Origin of the sequence: Enterobacter sp. 342 (genome assembly GCF_036663495.1) — a bacterium.
Taxonomy (GTDB): Bacteria; Pseudomonadota; Gammaproteobacteria; order Enterobacterales; family Enterobacteriaceae; genus Enterobacter.
Genome location: NZ_JAWUEI010000006.1, coordinates 96207 through 121844, shown reverse-complemented (window position 1 = coordinate 121844; position 25638 = coordinate 96207). Strand labels below are relative to the sequence as shown.

The 25638-nt window shown below is 57.3% G+C and carries 8 protein-coding genes; 4 read left to right on the top strand and 4 right to left on the bottom strand.

Features of this window, described 5'->3' with window-relative positions:
- Positions 1–55: 55 nt before the first annotated feature.
- Positions 56–18061 carry an Ig-like domain-containing protein gene (locus tag V6E55_RS07115; RefSeq protein WP_316942466.1) on the bottom strand — a complete coding sequence of 6002 codons (18006 nt, stop codon included), beginning with the start codon at positions 18059–18061 and terminating at the stop codon, positions 56–58.
- A gap of 121 nt (positions 18062–18182) precedes the next feature.
- On the bottom strand, positions 18183–19475 hold the full coding sequence (locus tag V6E55_RS07110) for a TolC family outer membrane protein (RefSeq protein WP_410493439.1): 1293 nt from the start codon (positions 19473–19475) through the stop codon (positions 18183–18185).
- 782 nt (positions 19476–20257) lie between these two features.
- On the opposite strand from V6E55_RS07110, the gene V6E55_RS07105 reads away from it, so the two are divergent.
- A complete protein-coding gene (locus tag V6E55_RS07105) occupies positions 20258–21001 on the top strand; it encodes a DeoR/GlpR family DNA-binding transcription regulator (protein WP_114977299.1) in 744 nt (247 codons plus the stop codon).
- A 13-nt stretch (positions 21002–21014) separates the two neighbouring features.
- A complete protein-coding gene (locus tag V6E55_RS07100; protein ID WP_316942464.1) occupies positions 21015–22082 on the top strand; it encodes an oxidoreductase in 1068 nt (355 codons plus the stop codon).
- A gap of 45 nt (positions 22083–22127) precedes the next feature.
- On the opposite strand, the gene cybB is transcribed toward V6E55_RS07100, so the two are convergent.
- Entirely contained in the window at positions 22128–22658 is a 531-nt protein-coding gene (gene cybB, locus V6E55_RS07095; protein WP_114977301.1) for a cytochrome b561, read from the bottom strand.
- A 188-nt stretch (positions 22659–22846) separates the two neighbouring features.
- On the opposite strand from cybB, the gene gap reads away from it, so the two are divergent.
- Positions 22847–23848, top strand: coding sequence for a type I glyceraldehyde-3-phosphate dehydrogenase (gap, locus tag V6E55_RS07090; RefSeq protein ID WP_028017482.1), 1002 nt, complete (start codon positions 22847–22849; stop codon positions 23846–23848).
- Positions 23849–23887: 39 nt separating this feature from the next.
- Here the strand turns inward: gap and V6E55_RS07085 are convergent, their stop codons facing one another.
- Positions 23888–24691 (bottom strand): YdcF family protein, encoded by an 804-nt coding sequence (locus V6E55_RS07085; RefSeq protein WP_316942463.1) that lies wholly within the window; start codon positions 24689–24691, stop codon positions 23888–23890.
- 283 nt (positions 24692–24974) lie between these two features.
- Here V6E55_RS07085 and V6E55_RS07080 point away from each other — a divergent pair, with 283 nt between their 5' ends.
- Positions 24975–25634 carry an O-methyltransferase gene (locus V6E55_RS07080; RefSeq protein WP_316942462.1) on the top strand — a complete coding sequence of 220 codons (660 nt, stop codon included), beginning with the start codon at positions 24975–24977 and terminating at the stop codon, positions 25632–25634.
- The last annotated feature ends 4 nt before the right edge of the window (positions 25635–25638 follow it).

Sequence of the window (25638 nt, the reverse complement as noted above, 5' to 3'; positions counted from 1 at the left end):
CTATTCCTGTAAAGAAACGCAAAAAGCCGCGAGGATCGCTCCCCGCGGCGTTGTTTTACGCAATTAACAGTTGATGATTCGCCAGCAGCGTCGCCAGATCCGTCTGTACGCCGTTGAGTGTCACCAGGGTGGTTGGCGTGAACTGACCGCCGATACCGTCCAGATCCACCTGAATTTCGGTATTGCTGCCGTTCTGCACCACGCGGATGTAATCGGCGATATTACCTGCGCTGCTGTCCAGCGTGGCCACGCCGTTTACATAGCTCGCCGAGCCCGTGCCGGTATAGCCGCTGCCGGAAAGCAGATCGCGCAGGTCAATACGATCCGTGTCCGCGGTCCCTTCCCACGTCCCTACCGTAAAGCCGTTCACCACATCGTGACCGTTACCGCCCGTGGCATCCGACGCGTTGATCAACTTATAGAGCAACGTATCGTGACCGCCGCTGCCGATGTTGAAGGTGTCGTTTCCACCGCGGCCTTCGAACTGGTTATCACCGCTGTTACCGGTGATAACGTCGTCGTAATCCGAGCCGTTAATCCCTTCAATATTGAGCAGTCGCGACGTACCGAACCCGGTGTCCTGGGCGGTTGAGAGGCGTAAGTCAAGCGTAATCCCTGACGTTGCGTTGCGGTAATCCACCACGTCCATCCCGCCGGTATTGCTCCAGGTGTCGTAGTCGGAATGGGTATTCCAGCCACCGGAACCGTTCCAGGTATAGGTACCATTCTCTGCAATAAAGGTGTCGTTATACCCGGTCCCGGTGATGGTCCCACTGTGGCCGCCGGTAGCGGCTTCGGCCGTCAGGACATAGCCCTCTTTGCCGTTGCCTGCTTCCAGGCCGCTCCAGGTGACGTTGTCCGACACGCCGTTGGTGATCTTCACAATCTCCGCCGAGTAGGTCTCATTCGGATCCAGCCCGTAGAAGCTCACCAGTGCAGAGGTATCGTTCGAACCGATACCGGACTGGGCGTTGATGATCTGCGACGCCACCAGCACGCCCGCGGCGTTATACAGATTGACCGTGTTGCCGTAGTAGGCGTTGATGCCCTCGCTGTCGACAATGTGCAGATGCATCGCGGTGCCGTCAGCAATGGTTTTGCTGTTTTGCACCAGCACCACCTTGCCGTTCTGCTGGGACACCAGCAGATCCTGTGCGCCGTCCCAGTTGTAGTCCACAGCCGCCACGCCGGTGACGTTCGCCAGTCCTGACACCAGCTGGCTTGAGGTCCAGGTTGAACCGTAACCGTTGTTGGTGAACAGAGTGGCTGTCTGTGAAGCGCCATAGGTACTGAGCTTGATGATGTCCATCTGCCCATCGCCGTTCCAGTCCACCGCCACTGACAGATAACCTGCCGTGGCGTTAGAGGCTTCCACCGCGCTCTTAGTCGTGGAGAGCTTCCCGGTGCCGTCGTTGTAGTAGATCACCCCACCGTTGTTGTTGTAGCTGCTGCCCAGGTACAGATCCATGTAGCCATCACCGTTGAAATCCGCCCACGTCATGGATGCCGCCGTGGTGGTATTCGAGGCGTTAGTCACAAACACGTTGGTCAGGTTCTGACCGATGGAGAGCGTGCCGTTACCGTTGTTGTTGATCACGGTTAACGAGTACGCGCCGCTGCGGTTGGTGTGCTGAACCACATCCACGGTGCCGTCATTGTTAATATCGACGCCGGAGATTTCACGCATGGTAGTAAATTGTCCCCAGAACCCGGCCCCGCCGTTGGTCCCATCCGGCGACAGTACCCCATTCTTATTGATCAGGTAGGTAATGGAGTCCGCACCCGAATCGCCGTACGCCAGATCAAGATAGCCATCACCGGTTTTGTCGTACGCAATCACACCGCCGTACCAGATGGTGGTCCCCACCGCCAGCTGGCTGGCGTTATAGGTGCTGCCATCGTAGGTCCACATCACCTGCGTAGAGCCTGAGTAGGTGTTCTCCGTCGCGAAAATATCCTGCGTGCCGTTACGGTCAAAGTCGGCGGCAGTCTGGCTCACCATGTAGTAATTACGGGTGTTGGTCAGCGTATTTCCGGCATAGCTTGAATTATCACTGCTGGAATAAGACTGTCCGTTAGCAATGATATTCCACAGCCCGCTGCTGTTCATGCCGAGGGTCATGGTCGAGTTGTTACTGTTCCCCGCCGTGGTCGCCCAGTCGGTATTCACCGAAGTGGTATCAATCACCAGGCTACCGGTCGCTGTACCCGTGGTATTGCCATTACCCGCGCTGCTCTTCACCTGCGCAGTCACGCTGTAGCTCGCCACGCTCAGGGCATCGCTGTCCGGGATCTGCAGATACCAAGTGTTGTGATCCGGGTCGACCACCACTGCGCCGCCGGTCTGCGAGGTGTAGGTTTTACCGTTCACCGTCACCACCAGGTATTCGCCGTTCAACAGGTCGGCAGAGACGGTACCGCTGACAATCGGCGTGGTATCCGATGTGGTCTGCGCGGTAATCGCCGCCGTGGTGGTCGGGATGCTGGTATCGACGTTCAGGATAAACCCGTCCGACTCCGTGTAGTTACCCGCTTTGTCGGTGACACGCACAATGTAAGTGTGGTTACCATCGCTCAGACCGTTGTCCTGGAAGGACCAACTGGCACTACCATTCATGGTCACCTGGCCGAGCAGAATACCATCGCGATAGAGCTGCACGATTTCACCGTCGTCCGGAGCGCGGTTAAGCGTCCCGTTGATCAACGGCGAGTTATCGTCAGTTGCCACAGCACTGCCAAAGGTGCCCTGACGCTCGCCTTCACCGTCGGTATAGCTCACTACCGTGCCTACCGTAGTTGGCGGTGTGGTGTCCACCGTCACCACCTGAGAGGCGGTGGAACCCACGTTGCCCGCCTGGTCAATAATCCGCACCTGGTAGGTATAGTCCCCGTCAGGCAGATCACGGGTATCGGTGTAGCTCCAGCGCTGGTTGGTGACCGTGGTATCGAGCCAGGTATTTCCGCCGTCCAGGCTGATCTGTACGCGCTCGTCATATGCCAGCGCGCTACCCAGCGAACCGTTGATCGTCAGCGTGGTATCCATGGTGATGAAGTCACTGCCGGACTGGCCGGTATCTTCGCTGATGCTGTCGATGGTGATGCCGTACTGCGGCGCCTGGGTATCCACCGTTACCGCCTGCGAGGTGGTTGCCCCAACGTTCCCCGCCTGGTCGACGACCCGCACCTGGTAGCTATGGCTGCCGTCGGTCAGAGTACGCGTGTCGCTGTAGCTCCACTGCGTACCGCTTACGGTGGCGTACACCCAGGTGTTGCCGCCGTCCATGCTCACCTGCACGAATTCACCCGCGCCAAGTTCTGCGCCGAGTGTTCCGTGCAGCGTGTACGAGGTCGAACTGGTCAGGAAGTCGTTATTGTCGAAGCCGGTATCGACGGTGATGTTATCCACGGTCACCGTAATGGCCGCATCCGGGGCGACCGTATCGACGGTCACCTGCTGATGAGCACTGGCGCCCACGTTCCCCGCCGCATCCACCACGCGAACGTAGTAGTCATAGGTCTGGTTACCCAGCGTGCGGCCGTCCACGTAGTACCAGCTGTTGCCGGTGACAATCACGTTCTGCCAGGTCACACCGCCGTCGATGCTGATCTGGGCATACTCACCGTCCGCCAGCGTCGCGCCGAGCGAGCCGTGCAACGTCAGGGACGTGTCGCGAGTGATAAAGTCGCTGCTGCTCAGGCCGGTATCGTCGCTGATGCTGTCGATGGCGATCGTTTTACTGGCGTCCGGTGCCACCGTATCAATCGTCACCACCTGGCTGGTGGTGGCGCTGATGTTGCCCGCGTCGTCAATCACGCGCAGCTGGTAGTTGTAATCCCCGTCGGCCAGCGTACGGTCATCCACATAGGTCCAGCTCAGACCGCTGACGCTGACGTCGATCCAGGTAGCGCCACCATCAAGGCTGATCTGCGCGTGGTCGCCAGCGCCCAGCGCCGCGCCAAGCGTCCCTTTCAGGCTGATCTGGTTGTCGCTGGTGATAAAGTCGCTGCCGGACAGACCGGTATCCTGAGTGATGGAATCGACCGTGATCGTCGTGGCCACGGGCTTCGTCAGATCAATCACCACGTCCTGGCTGTCCGTAGCTCCCACGTTGCCCGCGTTATCAATCACGCGAACCTGGTACTGATACGTTCCGTCCGTCAGGCTGCGGCCATCGGTGTAGCGCCAGGTGGTGCCCGTCACCGTCAGGTCAATCCAGGTGGTGCCGCCGTCGAGGCTGATCTGCGCCTTCTCGTTATTGCCGAGCTGCGCGGTCAGCGAGCCATTCACCACTACCTGATTATCGTTAGTGATGAAATCACTCGCGCTCAGACCGGTGTCGTTTTGCAGGGAATCAATGCTGATCCCCATCGACGGCGCGGTGAGATCCACCGTAACGGTATGATTGTCGCTGGCGTTGTTGCCGATGGTGTTGCTGACCTGCGCGTTAATCACGTACGAACCGCCGTCTGCCAGCGCGCTCACCTCTGCGCTGCCCACCGTATAGCTCCAGCTGCCGTCATTCTGGACGGTTGCTGCGTAGGTTTTACCGTTCAGCGTAATGGTTACCGTCTGCCCCGCCGGGGCGTTGGTGGTGCCGCTAACAACCAGCGGCGTGCCGTGCTCGGCGGCGTTGACGATATCGTCCTGCGCAAAAGTGTTAATGGTGATGGTTGGGACGTCGCCGTTCAGCGTGACGTCATGCGTGGTGCTGCCCGGGTTACCCGCCTTATCGTTCACCGAGGCGGTAATCGTGTAATCTCCGTCGCTCAGGCCGAGGAAATCACGTCCCGGCACGAAGACCGACCACGAACCATCTGCCCCGACGGTCGCCTGATAGCTGTGTCCGTTGAAGGAGACGCTCACCGTCTGACCCTGTTCCGCTGTGGTTGTGCCACGGATGGTCTGGCCCGCCAGCTGCTCTGCGTTGTTGACGATATCGTCATCGGCCACGGTGCTGATGGTCACGGTTGGCACGACGGTATCGACCGTTAACGTGTGCGTGGTCTGGCCGTGGTTACCGGCTTTGTCATTGACCGATGCGGTCAAGGTCAGAGCGCCCTGACTCAACGCAGCCAGATCGGCTGCCGGCACGTCGAGCGTCCAGGTGCCATCGTTAGCTACGGTTGCAGTGTAGGTTTTCCCGCCGAGTATGACGGTGACGGTCTGACCCGCCTCTGCACTGGATGAACCGTGTACCGTCAGTGGCTGCTGCGCTTCTGCCGCGTTCAGCATGTCATCGCCCGACAGCGTCGCAATACTCACGACCGGCGCCGTGGTATCCACGCTGAGGCTGTGCGTCGCCGACGCGCTGTTGCCCGCGCTGTCCTGCGCCGACACAGAGACCTGATAGATTGTGCCATCGGCCAGTGCGCCCACGTCGGCGGCAGGTACGGTTGTCGCCCAGCTGCCGTCGCTCTGGATGGTGGCCGTATAGCTCTTGCCGTTCAGAGTGACGGTGACTTCTGTCCCGCTGGCGAACTGGGCGCTGGAGCCGTTAATCACCAGTGACGAACCAGCTTCAGCCGCGTTGATCACATCATCCCCGCTGAGGGTGTTAACCGTCAGTGCCACAGACGCGGTGTTGACCACCACATCGTGTGTCTGGGTGCTGCTGTTGCCCGCGCTGTCGGTAATGGTCGCACTAAGGGTCACGGTGCCGTCGGTGAGCGCGGAAATCACGTTTGCCGGAACGCCCACGCTCCAGTTACCGCTGGCATCAACGGTGGTGGTGTACTGATTCGAACCGATGGTAATGACCAGCTTATCGCCAACGCTCGCACCGGTTGCCGTGCCGCTGACAATCTGTGCCTGTCCGTGCTCCACGCTGTTAATGACGTCATCGCCCGCGACAACGTTAAAGCTGACGGTTGGCGGCGTGGTATCAAGCGTAATCGCTTTACCCGCGCTGCCCGGGTTACCGGCAGCATCGTTCACGCTGACCTGCACGGTGTAGCCGTTATCCGCCAGGGCGGACAGGTCGGTGCCCGGCACGTTCACGCTCCAGATACCGCCCTGCTGCACCTGCGCGGTATAGCTCTTACCGCCCAGTGTCACGCTGACAGTCTGCCCGACTTCCGCCGTGGTAGTACCGGAGAGGGTCACACCTGCGGACGCTTCGCTGGCGTTAATCACGTTATCGCCTGCAACCGTATCAATGGTCACGGTTGGCGCGGTGGTGTCCACGCTGTACTCGCGGCCCGCAGACGCGCTGTTGCCGTTCACATTGGTCACGCTCACCTGCACGCTGGCATCGCCGTCCTTCAGGCCCGCGAGATCCGCAGACGGCACGGTGGCCGTCCAATTACCGTCGGCATCCACTTTCGCGGTGTACGTTTTACCAGCAAAGGTGATGGTGACGCTCTGGTTTTCCTCAACATTTGAGGTACTACCGGCGAGCACCAGATCTGCGCCTTTCTCCGCCGCGTTAATCACGTCGTCTGTGGCAATTGCATCAATGCTGATAGCCACTGCCGCCAGATCGACGGTCACGTCATGACTGATCGTTACCGGGTTGCCCGCCGCGCTCTGGCCTGCAACGGTGACAGTGACCGTGCCTGCTGTCAGCGCCCCGACGTCTGCCGCCGGGATTGCCGCGCTCCAGCTGCCGTCTGCCAGCACCGAGGCCGCATAGGTTTTGCCATTGACGGTTACCGTCAGCGTGGTACCAGCTGCCAGCCCGTCGCTGGAGCCGGTGACGAGCAGGTTCTGCCCGTGCTCGATGCTGTTGATCACATCGTCACCCGCCACGGTGTCCACGCGCAGCCCCGGCAGGTTAGCGTCTATAACGATTTCGCGCTCGCCTGTGCCGGTGTTGCCATGGCTGTTGGTGACGGAAGCTAACGCACTCAAATCGCCGTTGCCCAGCGCGGTCAGAACGTCGGACGGCACGTTAACGGACCAGGTGAGATCGCTCTGCACGGTTGTCGTGTACGTGTTGCCACCAATGGATACAGTGACGGTATTACCCGCTTCCGCGTTCACTACCTTGCCGCTAATGGTCTGCCCCGCGGCCACTTCTGCCGCGTTGATGACGTTATCACCCGCCACGGTATTGATGATGACGGTCGGCAACGCGGTGTCGACCAGCAGGTTCGTGGTGTTGCTCACGCTGTTGCCCACGGCGTTGGTCGCTACCGCGCTCAGGGTGTAGTTGGCTTCTCCCAGCGCGGCCAGATCCGCTGCCGGAACCGTGAGGCTCCAGCTGCCATCCGCCGCCGTGGTGGCGGTGTAGTTTTTACCGTTCAGGGTCACGGAAACCACGGTGCCTTCCGCGAGGTTGGCGCTGATGCCGCTGACGCTCAGATCCTGACCTTTTTCAACGGCGTTCAGGACGTTGTCATCGCTGATGGCGTTGAAGGCCACGGAAGGCAGGCCAGTATCGACGATCACGTCATGGCTGCCGGTACCGGTGTTGCCCGCCGCGTCGGTGACCGACGCCGTGACGGTCACGGTGCCGTCACTGAGACCGGAAATCACATTCGCCGGTACGCCCACGCTCCAGTTACCCGCCGCATCCAGCACGGTGGTGTAAGTCTGTCCGCCAATGGTGACGGTCACCTTATCACCCGCTGCCGCACCGGTGGCGGTGCCGCTGATGATTTGCGCCTGAGCGTGCTCAGCCACATTAATCACGTCGTCGCCAGCAATAGTGTTGATGGTCACCGCGGGCACGGTCACGTCCACCGTCAGCGTGTGATCAACCGACGCCGGGTTACCCGCCTTGTCGCTGACGCTCGCCGTCACCGTGATGCTGCCGTCGCCGAGCGCCGCCAGATCCGCCGCCGGAACGTTCAGCGTCCAGTTGCCGTCTGCTCTGACGGTTGTGGTGTAGCTTTTACCGTTCAGCGTCACGGTCACGGTCTGTCCCGCTTCAGCGGTGCTGGTGCCGGACACGGTCAGGTCAGCCTGAGCTTCAGCGGCATTCAGGATGTCGTCCGTTGCCAGTGTGTTGATGGTCACGGACGGTGCGGTTGCATCCACGCTGTACTCACGGCCCGCCGAGGCGCTGTTACCGTTCACGTTAGTGACGCTCACCTGCACGCTGGCGTCGCCATCCTTGAGGTGTACCAGATCCGCAGACGGCACGGTGTAAGTCCAGTTACCGCTGTCGTCTACTGTCGCGGTATAGATTTTGCCGTTCAGGCTCAGGGTCACGGTTTGCCCCGCCTCAACGTTGGTCGTAGTGCCTGACAGCACCAGATCGGCCCCTTTCTCTGCCGCGTTAATCACATCATCGGTGGCGATGGCATTGATGCTGATGGCAACGGTCGCCAGATCCACCGTCACATCGTGACTGATGGTAATCGGGTTGCCCGCTGAACTGTCGCCGGTAACGCTAATTTTGACGGTGCCTTCCGGCCACGCGCTCACGTCGGAGGACGGGATCGCGGCGCTCCAGGTGCCGTCCGCCAGCACCGTGGCCGCATAGTCTTTACCGTTGACGGTGACGGTCAGCGCCGTACCTGCCGCCAGCCCGTCGCTGGAGCCGGTGACGATCAGGTTTTGCGTATGTTCAATACTGTTGATGACATCGTCACCCGCGACGGTATCCACGCGCAGACCAGGCAGGTTAGCGTCTATAACGATTTCGAGCTCGCCGGTTCCGGTGTTGCCATGCCCATTGGTGACGGTCGCCGTTACGCTCAGGCTGCCGTTACCCAGCGCGGTCAGCACGTCAGATGGCACGCTAACGGACCAGCTCAGATCGCTCTGCACCGTCGCGGTGTAGCGGTTGCCGCCAATGGTGACGGTGACGGTATTGCCCGCTTCGGCATTTGCCACCGAACCGCTCAGGGTTTGACCTGCAGCCACTTCCGCCGCGTTGATGACGTTATCACCCGCCACGATATTGATGGTGACGGTCGGCAGCGCGGTGTCCACCAACAGGTTCGCGGTATTACTCACGCTGTTGCCCACGCCGTTGGTGGCGGTCGCGTTCAGGGTGTAATTAGCCTGACCCAGAGCGGCCAGATCCGCTGCCGGAACCGTCAGGCTCCAGCTGCCGTCTGCAGCCGTGGTGGCCGTGTAGTTTTTACCGTTCAGGGTCACCGTCACCACGGTGCCTTCCGCAAGGTTAGCGCTGGTACCGCTGACGTTCAGATCCTGACCTTTTTCCACCGCGTTCAGCACGTTATCGTCGCTGATGGCATTGAAGTTAACCGATGGCAGACCAGTATCAACGGTCACGTTATGGGTGCCGCTGCCCGTGTTCCCCGCTGCGTCGGTAACTGACGCAGTGACCGTAACGGTGCCGTCACTGAGACCGGAAATCACATTCGCCGGTACGCCCACGGTCCAGTTACCCGCCGCATCCAGCACGGTGGTGTAAGTCTGTCCGCCAATCGTGACGGTCACCTTATCACCTGCTGCCGCGCCGGTGGCGGAGCCGCTGATGATCTGCGCCTGAGCGTGCTCAGCCACGTTAATCACGTCGTCGCCAGCGATGGTGTTGATGGTCACAGCAGGCACGGTGACGTCCACCGTCAGGTTGTGATCAACCGACGCCGGGTTACCCGCTTTGTCGCTTACCGATGCGGTCACGGTCACACTGCCGTCCGTCAGCGCCGCAATATCCGCCGCCGGGACGTTCAGCGTCCAGCCGCCGTCGGCGCCCACGGTGGTGGTGTAGTCTTTGCCGTTCAGTGACACCGTTATCGTCTGACCCGCTTCAGCGGTGCTGGTGCCGGACACGGTCAGGTCAGCCTGAGCCTCTGTCGCATTCAGAATGTCGTCAGCCGCAAGCGTATTGATGGTCACGGACGGCGCGGTGGCATCCACGCTGTACTCGCGACCCGCCGATGCACTATTGCCGTTCACGTTAGCCACGCTCACCTGCACGCTGGCATCACCTTCTTTCAGATTGGTCAGATCGGCCGCTGGTACCGTGGTGGTCCATTTGCCGTCAGCGCCAACGGTCGCGGTGTAGCTCTTGCCGCCGAAGGTGATGGTGACGGTCTGGTTTTCCTCCACGTTCGAAGTCGCACCGGAGAGCACCAGATCCGCGCCCTTTTCAGCCGCATTGATCACATCGTCTGAGGCGATGACGTCAATGCTGATGGCGACGTTTGCCAGGTCCACCGTCACATCGTGGCTAATGGAGACCGGGTTACCGGCGCTGCTCTGGCCCGCAACGGTTACTGAAACCGTACCTGCACTCAGTGCGCCCACGTCCGCCGCGGGGATCGCTGCGCTCCAGGAGCCGTCCGCCAGCACGGTCGCCGGATAGGTTTTGCCGTTTACGGTCACGGTCAGCGCCGCGCCCGCCGCCAGCCCGTCGCTGGTGCCGGTGATAATCAGATTCTGCCCGTGTTCGATGCTGTTGATCACGTCGTCACCTGCCACGGTATCCACGCGCAGGCCCGGCAGGTTAGCGTCGATAGCAATATCGCGCTCGCCCGTTCCGCTATTACCCACGCCGTTTGTGACGCTAGCGGTCACAGTCAGATCGCCGTTACCCAGCGCGGTCAGAACGTCGGACGGCAGGTTAACGGACCAGGTCAGGTCGCTCTGCACCGTTGCGGTGTAGCTGTTACCGCCAATCATCACGGTCACGGTGTTGCCCGCTTCGGCATTCACCACTTTGCCGCTGATGGTCTGGCCGGCTGCCAGCTCAGCAGCGTTGATCACGTCGTCGCCCGCAACGGTGTTGATAATCACGCCCGGCAATACGGACTCCACGCTCACGGTGTGCGACGTGCTGGTGCTGTTGCCGACGCTGTCCGTTGCCGATGCGGTAACGGTGTAAAGCGCCTCGCCAAGTTGCCCCACCTCGTTAGCCGGAACGGTCGTGGTCCATTTTCCGTTGCTATCAACCATAGCGCTGTACGCTTTGCCGTTGAGCATCACGGTCACGGCCGCGCCTGCAGCCAGCCCGGACGCCGTACCGGAAAGGGTCAGATCCTGCGTTTTCTCGGTGCTATTGATCACATCGTCACCGGAAACGGTGTCAATGATCAGCGCCGGTGCGGTCAGGTTGACTTCCACGCTGTGGGTGGCGCTGTTGCTGTTGCCCGCTTTATCCGTCAGCGCCGCGGTAATGATGTACCCCCCGGCGGCCAGAGCCGTAACATCGGCTGCCGGCACGCCCACACTCCAGTTGCCAGCGGCGTCGATCGTGGCGGTGTAAGATTTGTTATTGATGGTGACGGTGACCACATCACCCGCCGCCGCGCCGGTCACAGACCCGGTAACAATCAATGCCTGCGCATGCTCGGCGCTGTTGATCACATCATCGTCAGAAACGGTGTTAATGGTCAGCTGCGGGACGGTGGTATCGACCAGCACATCGCGATCCGCTGAGGCCGGGTTACCCGCTTTATCAGACACGGCGGCGCTGACGGTATAGTTGCCGTCGGCAATCGCCCCCAGATCCGCAGACGGTACGGTCACACTCCAGTTGCCGTTTGCCTGCACGGTGGTGGTGTAATTCGCACCGTTCAGCGTGACGGTAACGGTCTGGCCCGCTTCGGCGTTGGTCACACCGTTAATCGCAAGATCCTGCTGCGCTTCGGCCGCATTGATGATGTTGTTATCGCTGACAATTTCAATAGACACCGTCGGTGCGGTGGCGTCCACGCTGTACTCGCGGCCCGCCGACGCGCTGTTACCGTTCACATTGGTGACGCTTACCTGCACGCTGGCGTCGCCGTCTTTCAGGCTGCCCAAATCGGCAGACGGTACGGTCGCCGTCCAGTTGCCGTCGGCATCCACCGTCGCGGTGTAAGACTTACCGCCAAAGGAGATGGTGACGGTCTGGTTTTCTTCCACGTTAGTGGTGCTGCCGGACAGCACCAGGTCCGCACCTTTCTCCGCCGCGTTAATCACGTCGTCGGTGGCAATCGAGTCAATGCTGATGGCGACTGCCGCCAGATCCACCTTCACGTCATGACTGATAGAAACCGGGTTACCCGCTGCGCTATGGCCTTCAACGGTCACAGTAAGCGTGCCAGCAGTCAGCGCGCTGACGTCTGCCGCCGGAATGGCTGCCGCCCAGGTACCGTCAGCGAGCACCGTCGCCGCGTAGGTTTTGCCGTTGACGGTCACGGTTAACACCGCACCCGTTGCCAGGCCCTCGCTGGAGCCGGTGATAATCAGGTTCTGAGCGTGTTCAATGCTGTTGATCACATCGTCGCCGGCCACGGTATCAACGCGCAGGCCCGGCAGGTTGGCATCAATGGTGATGTCGCGCTCAACTGTTCCGGTGTTGCCGTGGCCGTTGGTGACGCTGGCTGAAACCGTCAGATCGCCGTTACCGATGGCGGTTAAGACCGTAGACGGCACGTTGACCGACCAGCTCAGATCGTCCTGTACCGTCGCGGTATAGGTTTTGCCGCTGACTGAAATGGTGACAGTGTCACCGATCGCTGCACCGCTCACTTTCCCGCTCAGGGTCTGTCCGGAAGCGACTTCCGCTGCATTAATAACATCGTCCGTAGCAACAGGGTTAATGGTGACCTGCGGCAGCGCGCTGTCGACCAGCACCCTATGCCCGGTGCTCGCGCTGTTGCCTGCGGCGTCGGTTACGCTCGCCGTCACGACGTAGCTTGCTTCACCCAGCGCCGAGACGTTTGCCGCCGGAACGGTGACGCTCCAGTTACCGCCGGCATCAGTGATGGCACTGTAATTGATACCGTTCAGGGTCACCGTAATGGTGGTTCCATCCGGCTGGTTGCTGGTACCGGAGAGGAGCAGATCTTCGCCTTTCTCTGCCGCATTGATCACATCGTCACCCGCCAGGATATTGATGGCGATAACCGGTGCGGTCAGGGAGACGTCAAAATCATGCGTGGCAGTGGTGCTGTTGCCCGCTTTATCGGTGAGGGTCGCCGAGAGTGTCTGGTCACCGTTAGTCAGCGCGCCCACGTCCGCCGCCGGAACACCGACGCTCCAGCTTCCGGACGCATCCAGCATCGCCGTGTAGTCTTTACCGTTCAGGGTCACGGTGATCACATCGCCCGCCTGTGCGCCCATGACCTTACCGGAAACAATCAGCGCCTGGCCGTGTTCGGCAATATTTACGATGTCGTCGCCCGCAATGATGTTGAATGAAATCTGCGGAACGGTGGTGTCGACAAGCACCGAGGAGCCTGCGCTCGCCGGGTTGCCTGCCTTATCGGACACCGTCGCCGTTACCGCCGCATTGCCGTCGGTGATCCCTGCCATGTCCGCCGCCGGGACGTCCAGCGTCCAGCTACCGTCCGCCTGCACCTGCGCGGTATAGGTGTTGCCGTTGAAGGTCACGGTCACCGTCTGGCCTGCTTCGGCAGTAGAGGTGCCGCTCAGGGTCAGATCCTGAGCCGCCTCGGCCGCGTTCAGCATATTGTCCTGGCTGATGGTGTTGATGGTCACCGTCGGCGCGGTGGTATCGACGCTGAATTCCTGCGCCGAAGACGCCGCGTTGCCGTTCACATTGGTGACGTTGACCTGCACGCTGGCGTCACCATCTTTCAGGCCGCTCAAATCGGCTGCCGGTACGATGTACGTCCAGTCCCCGTTGGCATCCACCGTGGTGGTATACGTTTTACCCGCGAAGGTGATGGTCACGGTCTGGCCCGCTTCAACGTTGGATGAGGTGCCGGACAGCACCAGGTCCTGGCCTTTTTCCGCTGCGTTGAGCACTTTGTCGTCGGTCACGCTATTGATGCTGATGGCTACAGGCGCGAGATCGACATCAACGAAAGTCCCAATAGTTACCGGGTTGCCGGAAGTGTCCTGCGCGCTTGCTGCGATCTCCAGCGAACCGTCCGCCCACTGGGATACATCCGCCGCCGGTACCGCCGCCTGCCAGGAACCGTCCGCCAGCACAGTTGCAGGGTAAGTGTTGCCGTTAATGGTTACGGTGACGATGCTGCCCGCGGCCAGATCGGTACTGGTGCCGGACACAATCAGGTTCTGAGCGTGTTCGATAATGTTGATAACGTCATCGCCCGCCACGGTATCAATACGCAGTCCCGGAAGCTGGGCGTCGATGGTGAACTCGAGAGAAGAAGAGCCGGTATTACCATGCGCGTTGGTCACGCTGGCGGATACGGTGAGGTCGCCGTTACCGAGCGCGGTGAACTGACTCTCGGTTAACGGCAGGTGCCAGGTCAGATCGTCCTGCACGGTAGCTGTAAATGTCTGGCCGCCAAGAATGATAGTGACAGTGTCACCTGACGCCGCGTTTGTCACCTTACCGGTCAGGGTTTGCCCTGCCGCCACTTCCGCTGCGTTAACGATGTTGTCGCCCGCCAGCGTATTGATCGTGACAACCGGTAGCGAGCTGTCCACCAGCACATCGTGTGAAGTTGAGGCGCTGTTACCCACGCTGTCAGTGACGTCCGCCGTCACGGTGTAATGGGCTTCACCCAGCGTGCTCACCGCGGAAGCAGGCACGGTGACGCTCCAGTTTCCGCTGGCGTCAGTAGTGGCTGTGTAGTGAATGCCGTTCAGGGTCAGCGTAACGGTAGTGCCTTCCGGCTGGTTGCTGGTGCCGGAGAGCAGCAGATCTTCGCCTTTCTCTGTCGCATTGATTACATCGTCCGCCGCCAGTGTGTTGATACCGATGACAGGCGTCACGGTATTCACTACCACATCCAGTGAATGGCTTCCGGTATTACCGGACTGGTCAGTCACGGAGACGTTAATCGTCCAGGTACCGTCAGCCAGACCTTGCACTACTGACGCCGGCAGGCCAAGGCTCCAGTTACCCGCCGCATCGACCACGGTGGTGTAATCCACGTTATTAATGGAGATTGTTACCCTGTCGCCCGCTGCCGCACCGGTGACGGAGCCGCTCAGGATCTGCGCCTGTGAATGGGCGATTTGGTTAACGGTGTTGGTATCGGTGACAAAGTCGTTAATCGTCACCTGCGGTACGGTTGCGTCCACCAGCCCAATGCGATCGGCACTGCTGGTGTTCCCCGCCACATCACTCACGGTTGCCGTCACGGTCACAATGCCATCTGCCAGCGCGCCGACGTCAGCCGCTGGTACACTCAACTGCCATGTACCGTCCGTCTGAACCGTGGTCTGATAGGTTTTACCGTTCATCGTCACAATGACCACCTGGCCTGCTTCAGCATTGCTGCTGCCGCTCAACGCCAGATCCTGCTGCGCTTCTGCCGCATTGATGATGTTGTCGGTGGTCAGGTTATCGATCGTTATTGTCGGCGGCTGCGTATCTACCGTGACCACGCGCGACGCGTCGGCACTGTTACCGTAGACGTTAGTGACGCTAACGCTCACCTGCGCGCGACCGTCGATCAGGGTTTCCATGGCGCTGACGGGTACGGTCAGGCTCCAGGAGCCATCCTGCTGCACCTGCGCGGTAAAGGTCTGGTCGGCGAATTTCACTACCACGGTCTGGCCTGCTTCAACGCCCTGCGTCTGGCCGGACAGGGTTAAATCACTGCCTTTTTCAGCCGCATTCAGCAGGTCATCACTGGATACCGTATCAATGGTGATCGCCACGGCGTTCAGATCGAGTTCGATCGGGTGTTCAGCCGCAACGGTGTTGCCCCAGGTATCTTCAGCGCTGACGCTGACCGTCATGCCCCCCGCCGTCCAGGCCTGCAGGTCCGCAGCGGGTACGCCGATCTGCCAGTTGCCGCTGGCGTTAACCGCGGTGACATACTCGACGTTGTTAATGGTGACGATAATCTGCGTTCCCGCAGCCAGATGCGTACTGGAGCCGGTGACGCTCAGATCTTGCTGCTGCTCAATGGCGTTGATCACGTCATCGCCGGAAATGGTGTTCACGCGCAGGCCCGGCAGTGCTGCGTTGATGTTGATATCACGCTCGCCGTTACCGGTATTACCGTGCCCATTGGTCACCGACGCGGTGAACGTCAAATCGCCATCGCCGAACGCCTGAAGATCCGCTGACGGGATTTTCACGCTCCAGGTCAGGTCACTGCCAACCGTTGCGGTGTAGCTCTTGCCGCCTGCGGTAATGGAGACGGTATCGCCCGCTGCCGCGCCGGTAACGCGACCGCTGAGGGTTTGATCGACGCCCGCTTCGGCGTTATTGACCAGGTTGTCGCCCGCAAACGTATTGATAATGACCTGCGGAAGGACGGTATCCACCAGCAGATTCGCTTCTGCAGAACCGCTGTTACCCACGCTGTCGGTACCGCTGACGCTGACGGTATAAAGCGTGTTCGCCAGATTCAGCACGTCGGAAACCGGTACCTGGACCGCCCAGATACCGTTTTCGACGGTGGCCTGATAGTTGACGTTGTTCAGCGTCACCGTGATAGCGCTGCCGTTCGGCAAACTGCTGGTACCGGTCAGGCTCAGCGGCTGCATCGCCTCCTGAGCATTCAGAACATTGTCCTGACTGATGGCGTCAATCGTAAATTCTGGCGGATGTCCGCTCAGCGTAATGCCGTGCGTGGCGCTGCCGGTGTTGCCTGCCGCGTCAGTAACGGAAACCGAAATCGTGTGGCTGCCTTCACCCAGAGCGCCCAGCACGGACGCCGGAATGCCGACGCTCCAGCTACCGTCCGCAAGCACCACGCCGGTGAAAGTCTGGCCGCCAAGGGTCACGGAGACCACATCGCCCGCAGTTGCACCGTTCGCCAGGCCGGAAATAATCTGTGCCTGACCCTGCTCGCTGGTATTGAGAACATCGTCGCCCGCCACGGTATTGATGGTGACAACCGGTGCGGTGATATCAACCGTGAAATCTGCGGTAACAGACGAGCCATTGCCCGCTTTATCGCTGACGTTCACCGTCAGGGTGTGATTGCCCTCGCCGAGCGCCTGCACGTCGTTCGCCGCCAGCGTGACGGTCCAGGTACCGTCACCCGCCACGGTGGCATTGTAGTTTTTCCCGTTCAGCGTCACGGTGACTATCTGACCGGCTTCCGCATTGGTTTTACCGGTCAGCGTCAGCGGCTGGTTGTGCTCAGCCGCATTGATGATGTTGTCCTGCGCGAGGGTATCAACAGACAGCGTTGGCGCGGTGGTATCGACGCCAATTGTCTGGCTTCCGCTCACGGTGTTCCCCGCCGCGTCCTTACCGCTGACGTTGACCGTCCAGGTGCCGTCACCCAACGCCTGCGCGTCAGTTGCAGGCACGTTAACGAGCCACGCGCCGTCTGCGCCCACTTCAGCCGTGTAGGTTTTGCCGTTCAGCGTTATGGTGAGTTCAGTACCCTGCGCCAGGTTTTTGCTGGCACCGGAAAGCGTAAAGCCCGCGGATTGCTCGCTGGCGTTAAGTACGTTATCGCCCGCCGTGGTGGCCAGCGTAATAGAGGCATCGGCGGTAGAAACCGTCACGGTAATACTGCCCGCAGCGGTGGTTTTGCTGCCGTCGATCTGCACGACCGACCAGGTATGCTCCCCGTCGGTCTGGGTTGGTAATTTTACCGTCCAGGTACCGTCTTTGGCGACCATTGCACTGGCGATGGTACTGCCGCTGCTGTCTTTGATCTGGATGGTTGCGCCCGGTTGGCCGGTACCACTAAAGGTTGGGGTGTTATCGTCCGTGATCTCTTTTGCACTCAGCACCCCCTGCTTGTCACCCGCTTTATCTGTCAGCAAAAAGGTCGGCGTTGCGCTTTCAACCTCTTTGGTATTATCAACAACCCTTGTTTTGGTTTCGCCGTCTCCCCCGTGAGCCAGCAGTGCCCCGATGGCACCACCGCCTAACGCAGCGCCCGCAATCCAGCCCCACGGCGCGTCGCTCAAGACACTTCCCTGCTCGAGGAAAGGCTCAATACTGCTAATCGGTGTGGCCTGCGCGGTTAATTCAGTTACTGCAACGCCTGACACATCCCCGGCATCGGCAAAAGAAATATGAGTGAGTTCCTGACGATCATTGAACACCAGCTCTGACTGATTATGCGTTTCAGGATCTTCAACAAAATAGTTATTGCAACGAATAACGCTGCCATCTTTCATATAAATGAGGAGGTCATTACCCTGGCGGACATAACGCACTACATCCTGAGCAGAGCCCTGGATTTCAATCACACTCGGCGATGAAATAGAGACCGACAGATTTCCTTCGCCAGTTAATTTCGTTTTCTCCGCCGTTTTGCGAATGATGACATCAACAACCTTTATGTTACTCATTTTCTTCTCCTTGCAGGTGTACGGATTCCTGTGGATATGTCCACCAGATGGATGTAGCTATCCCTGGGAAAAATCACCCATTATTTTCAGACTTATTTTTCGCAACAATATGCGTCTATTTTTAACTCAAATCGGGTAGTTTTGCGGCGGCGTTTTTCTCTACTCCAATAAGCGGCATTAAATTATCAACCGCGGCAGCATAATTAATTGCCGAACTCCAGCCATCATACTCAGCGATTATTTTCGCTGACGTGGCCTGCCAGACATCCTGTTCAACGCTGAGCAGATCGTTAATGCTCCGCTTGCTCAGGGTGTATTCATTTTTATAAACATCACGGGCGCGCAGTGCATTTTCCAGCTGTTGCTTCCCGGCTTCCATTCTTCCCCGTGCGCCGGTCCAGTCCGCCTGCGCTACGGAAGCTTTTTGCAGGATATCGAAGCGCGCCTGATCGACCTGAGAGGAAGCCATGGCTCGTGCCCCTTCCGCCTGCCGAACGCGAGCGGAAACCGCGCCCCCCTGATACAGTGGGGCATCAATGTTGAGCTGTATCTGGTCGTCCCAGTAAGAACGGTTGTCCGATTCATAACGGGTGCGTCCCCCTTTCAGACTTAACGTCGGCCAGTGCTGGGACTTTGCCGTTTCCACGCCATACTGAGCAGACCGTTCCATGTTCTGCGCAGCCATCACCGCCGGTATCAGCGAATAATCGATGCGGTTGAGCGAATCTGGTTCCACAGCAAGATTCGCTGGCACCGGTGAATAGGCCTCTGCCTGCATTCCGGTTAATACCGCAAGCCTGGCGCGTGCGCTGTTCAGAGCGGCGTGATACTGAGCCACCGTCGCCTGCATGCCGGCAATACGCGTGCGGGTCTGGAGCTCATCGGATGTGGAACTCACACCTGCATCAGCGCGCAGTTTTGCCAGTTGTTCGACGTTTTTGAGCGCCTGTACATTCTCTTTTGCTGCCTGCAAAAGATCGGAATAGCGTTTGACTTCTACATAGCTCAGCGCCGTTTTTTCCGCTACATCCGAAAGCGTGCCCATCAGTTGGTAACGGTAGCTATCCCGCTGGGCGGAAGACTGATTGATGCTGTTATTGGTTTTGCCAAAATCGTACAGCAGTTGTGTCAGGCTCAGCCCCCAGGCGGCGGAATTCTTCAGTGACCCGCTGGAGTCAGTGGTCTGACTGTGTCCCGTACTCCCGTTCAACGATATTTGTGGCATCCAACCGCTGCGCGCTTCATCTATTTGTGCCTGACCGATACCTAATTGCGCGGCCTGCTGACTAATTGACGGATCGCGATCGATAGCAAAAAGAATACTTTCTTTTAAAGTTGTTGTTGAAACCTGGGCAATGCCCACCTGACCACTATTGGCACAAGCGGTATTTATGGCCACTGAAAATAGTGCCATCGCGGCTGCATATCGAAGTAACTTAGGTTTTCTCAATACCGTCATTTTATCTCCCTGACTCTGAGCGACACTCAAACAAATACCCAAAAAGAGGTATAGATAATTAGACAAATATCTTATTTGGCTTCCTCTCTGAATTTTAGGTAATACCTCCCATGCCCATTTCCATTGGAGATGAGATCTTTCTGCAACTTATTTCAATTAAGAATTTACTTATTTCTTAAACTGGTTAGCAGCATAACAAAATGCGGTATAGGCAACTACACCCACAATGTTAATGTGGTGTTACAAGTAAGAAAAAACATGGGGTTTCTGGACAAAACCTTGAAAATAGACTTTCAAATGAAACATATAAACCCCCTGTTATTTAAGGAAAATTCCTAATTCGCACTGTGTACATTTTTGCGTTAATTTCCTCGCGGGTCAGACACAAAGATTTTCAAAGAAGTGTCAATTTAAGTAGTGATAGCCTTTATGGCGGAACAATAGGTTATTAATAAACTATTTTAAGTGATTTTATTTTGATAAATTTATATTTCTCAAGATATTACACCACACAAACACACTCAGATAGTTACATAATCCAAATCATTAAATAAAACATAACAATAACAATGTGATTAACATTTAAAACCGTTTACTTATAACCACTTAATAAAATTTTAATAATCACCCACCTGAACCATTACCCCATTAGCGCACCTTCATGACAACATTGTGCTTCTCTCTGCGTTGAAATGCTGTATTATGCGAACTATTGCAGTATTTTGCAGGATTACCTCATGCACAAAACCGCTCGTCAACGATATGTACTTGATATTATTAGTGAGCAAGGCCAGGCCAGTATCACTGAACTGGCAGAAAAGCTTCAGGTTTCAGCAGACACCATCCGGCGTGATCTGACTGACCTTGAAAACCAGGGCCTTGCGCAGAAGAATCATGGCGGGGCTATTGCACTTAATCTTTCCGCCATGAATCGTCAGGGCCGTAATACGTTGCTGCCTGAAGCCAAACAGCGTCTTGGGAAGCAGGTCGCGCAGGCAGTTCCACCGGGCTCCACCCTGTTTCTGGATGCCGGAAGCACGGTGATGGCTGTTGCCACCTTTCTTCAGGGGCCGCTCACCGTTATCACCACCTCGCTGGATATCGCCCAGCATTTTAGCGACCGGGAAAATATTGACCTTATCCTGCTCGGTGGGAAATGGGACCAAAAGCAACGCCTGTTTGCCGGAAGCGCCACCCTGTCGCTACTGTCCCGTTATCGTGCAGATATCGCGATTCTCGGGGCGTGCGCGATTCATGCCGAACTCGGTCTGAGTGCCAGTACAGAAGCGGATGCGGAGGTCAAGCGCGCGATGCTTGCCGCCAGCCACGCACACTGGATCGTCGCCGACCACCTGAAAGTCAATCGCTGCGAACCGTATCTGGTTTCCGGGTTATCCAACATCCAACAACTGTTTATAGATCGTCCCTGGCCTGAGCTTGGGGACCATAGCGCATTGCAGGTCACGGTTTGCGCGAATTAATGTGGAGAAGGTCATGAGTAAAGTGAAAACAATCAACATTGCACTGATCGGGTATGGATTTGTCGGCAAAACCTTCCATGCTCCGCTGATCCAGTCTGTAGATGGACTTAAGCTGGCGGTCGTCTCTTCTCGTGATGAAGAGAAAGTAAAACGCGATCTTCCGGATGTTCAGGTGGTAGCAACACCGGAAGAGGCCATTCAGCATCCGGATGTCGATCTGATAGTCATTGCCTCCCCTAACGCCACGCATGCCCCACTGGCGACCCTGGCCCTGAACTCAGGGAAACATGTGGTCGTGGATAAGCCCTTCACGCTCGATATGCAGGAAGCCCGGGATCTGATCGCTCTGGCGGATGAAAAGCAGCTTCTGCTCTCTGTATTCCACAACCGTCGCTGGGACAGTGATTTTCTCGGCATTAAGCAGATTATTGAGCAAGGCACGCTCGGCAAAATTAAACATCTGGAGTCGCATATTGACCGCTTCCGTCCTGAAGTGCGCGTACGCTGGCGCGAGCAGAACGTACCCGGGAGCGGTCTGTGGTTTGACCTGGGTCCGCACCTGATCGACCAGACGCTACAGCTCTTTGGTCTGCCACAGTCAGTACAGGGGAATATCGCGACACTGCGCGACGGTGCTGAGGTTAATGACTGGGCGCACGTGGTCTTAAATTATCCGGAACATAAAGTCATTCTGCATGCCAGCATGCTGGTTGCCGGCGGAACTGCACGCTTTACGGTCCACGGAGACAAGGGCAGCGTGGTAAAAGCCAGAATCGATCAGCAGGAAGCGCAGCTACTCTCAGGGGTGATTCCCGGCAGTGAAACCTGGGGCGAAGATAGCGACAGTATGGTGTTCTTTGGCGCAGACAGTGCTCAGCAGACTATTGCGACCCCGAAAGGTGATCAGCGCCAGTATTACATCAATGTACGCGATGCGATTCTTGGGGAAATCACCAATCCTGTTCATCCTGTCGAGGCATTAGCGGTAATGGCTGTACTGGAAGCCGCGGTGAAATCGTCTGAAACCGGATCAACGCAAGCGCTGGCGTTAACTACTGAAGAGCGTGCTCAACTGCGCTAAAAAAAAAGCCGGGTGACGCTGCGCTTACCCGGCCTGTTTTCGCATTTATTGACGCTTTTTCGGCATCATGCGTAGAAGGGTATTATCTTTCCAGAAATAGTGGTGCATCAGTGCCGCCAGTGCGTGCAGGCCAATCATAAAATAGCCCAGGTTTGCCAGCGTCTCGTGCCACTCTTTCAGCACGTCTACCAGATCAAAATTGGATTCCGCCGCATGCGGCATCACCATGCCAAAAGCAAACCAATCGCTGCCCCGGTTGTACATCATCACAATACCAATCAGCGGTAACGCAATGAACAGCATATACACCACCAGGTGCCCCAGATGAGACATCCCCGTCACCATCGCTTTTGGCTTTGGTTGAATCGGTGGCGCGCGGAATTTGAGACGAACCAGCAGACGCGTCACCATCAGAACCAGAATGGTGATACCGCATGAGACATGGATCATATTGATCAATGGCCGAGCGGTACGCGGGAAGAAACCTTTAAACTCCATCGCGCAATAAGCCACGATGATTAACAGAAACACCAGCCAGTGAATAGCGATTTGCAGGCTTGTATATTTAGTGCGCATGGGATTTCCCGAAAAAAACAGATATCGCGTCAACATAATCCCCTTTCCTTAAAAATTCATTAATTTTTCTGTATGGTTTTTCAAATACTTCCTCACGCATGAAGCATCTTCAATTGCCGCCCTGCCCGTCATGGTCTAAGCCTGGATGAGTTCAAACTGTCGTATCGACACGTTCACAGGAGAACACTATGAGTAAAATTGGCATTAACGGATTTGGACGCATTGGACGCCTTGTACTGCGCCGCCTTCTTGAAACCCAGGACAGCAACACCGTCGTCGCCATCAACGACCTCACCTCTCCCAAAGTATTGGCCTATCTGCTCAGGCATGATTCCAACTACGGTGGTTTCCCGTGGAGCGTGGATTTCACCGAAGATGCGCTGATTGTTGACGGTAAAACCATTGCGGTATACGCCGAAAAAGAGGCGAAACATATTCCATGGAAAGCCGCAGGTGTGGATATCGTTGTGGAGTGCACCGGCTTTTACACCTCCGAAGAAAAATCACGAGCGCATCTGGATGCAGGCGCGAAGAAAGTGCTTATCTCTGCCCCTGCCGGAGAGATGAAAACCATCGTTTATAATGTGAACGATGATACCATTGACGCCAGTGATACCATCATTTCCGTCGCCTCCTGCACCACCAACTGCCTCGCCCCACTGGCAAAAGCTCTGCATGATGCCTTTGAAATCAAAGTCGGTACCATGACGACTATTCACGCCTATACCGGTACCCAGGCGCTGGTAGATGGGCCACGCGGGAAAGATCTTCGTGCCTCACGCGCGGCGGCAGAAAATATCATTCCGCATACCACCGGTGCGGCGAAAGCCATCGGTCTGGTTATCCCCGCCTTAAGTGGCAAACTGAAAGGCCACGCACAGCGCGTACCGGTTAAAACCGGCTCCGTTACCGAACTTGTCGCCATTCTGGGTAAAAAGGTCACGGTTGAGGAGATCAATACCGCGTTGAAAAAGGCGACACAGGGAAATAAATCGTTTGGTTATACTGATGAAGAGATTGTGTCGTCAGATGTGATCGGTTCGCACTTTGGTTCGGTATTTGATGCAACGCAGACCGAGGTAACGGAAGCGGGTGATCTGCAACTGGTGAAAGCCGTCGCCTGGTATGACAACGAATATGGTTTTGTGACGCAGCTGGTGCGCACCCTGGATAAGTACGCCGCACTGTAATGCCTTCCCCCTCTTCGCGGAGGGGGAAAAGCAGGATGCTCAGAGAAGCGAGCGCCGGGATAAGGCGTTTTTCAGGATCGGATCCTGCTGTAACAATGCCCATGCTTCAGTCACGGCATCAGGAAAATCAACGTGAGCGATAAAATCACGTCCGGCAGGACCATAGCCGTTAACGTCATCATACAGTCGCGGCAGTTCCCCCAGTACCAGTGACAGGTAGCGGTCAACGGGCCACACTCCGGTGTTGCCCTCGCTAAATTCCACCCCATCTTTGCCGTTCTGCAGTGTCGGTGTAACACCCGGGTAGCTTATCCACTGAGGTGCAACGGGTTCATCCCGGCACACGCGGGCAAACGTCGCCATGGTACGTCGCTGCATCGTCGGATCCTGCACCACCAGCACCCGCCCGGTAGCTCGCTGATGTTGTTTCAGTATGTTCCAGCTAAAACGCGCGTTTTCACCACAGTTGGTGGATTGATCTTCGATCCACAGACGACCCTCAGGGATCTGCCAGAATTCGCGTGCAATGTCGGCCAGAATACTGGCTTCCGCCCGCCCCGAGACCGGTATCGTGTGATAACGCGGGTGACTGCCAATAGCCGCATATAGAAACGCGGTCGAATGACCGATCCCGCCGCTAATCAGCAACGGGATCTCGTTTTGCGCGGCGATACGGCAGGCCGCATCAATGGTCGGAATGACCGCGTTTCCTGCCAGAATCACCCTGTCGACATCCGGGTTCTGACGGGAACCGCTCAGATCATCCTGCGCCAGCCATGTGCCGAGAGTATTAATCGCCGTCAGCGTGGCATCAGGCAGAATGGGGAAATGGGTCTGATCCATGGTGAACTTCTCCTGTGAGTCTCTTCAGGGGGACGGCTTCTGGCTAATAAAGTACAGGCGAGCGCCGAATCGGATTGTATCTACCTATTATGCTTTTGGTTTTCTATCACTCAAAACATTCTGTTGCGTATGCTGTTTAAAAAAGTATCCAGTTCGGCTCAATTATACCGTGAACGATTTTACAGGGAACTTCGGGGCCAGATTTACGAAGGGTCAATGCCTGAAGTGCTACGATTACCAGATCCCTATTTCGCCCCCAGTTTTTACTCTCAGGAGCCAATCTATGCAACAACAGTGGTCAGCAGTAGATAATTTCATGATTTCTTCGCTTATTCCTGAAGATGATGTCTTGCGTCAGGTACTGGAAAACAACAAACGCGGCGGGCTCCCCGAACACGATGTAGCGGCCAATCAGGGTCAACTGCTGGCGCTGTTTGTCCGTCTGACGCAGTCGCGGCGTGTTCTTGAGATTGGCACGCTCGGTGCCTATAGTTCCATCTGGATGGCTCGCGCTCTGCCGCCAGACGGAAAGCTGATTACGCTTGAAGCGGATCCAACCCATGCCGAAATTGCCCGCCAGAATATCCACCTCGCGGGGCTAAACAACCGTATTGAACTGGTAGAAGGCCCGGCTCTGAACTCGCTCGAGAATTTCGGTGATATACCGCCATTCGACCTGATCTTTATTGATGCAGATAAGCCAAACAACCCAGGTTATCTGGAATGGGCGCTGCACTACTCCCGCCCAGGGACGTTGATTATTGGTGATAACGTGGTGCGCGAGGGCGAAGTGATTAACGAGCAAAGTGACGATGCGCGCGTGCAGGGTGTTCGTCGGTTTATCGAGATGATTGGGGACAATCCCCGTTTAACCGCCACCGCGTTGCAGACGGTGGGGGTTAAGGGGTGGGACGGGTTTACGCTGGCGATGGTAAACGGGTGAAAAA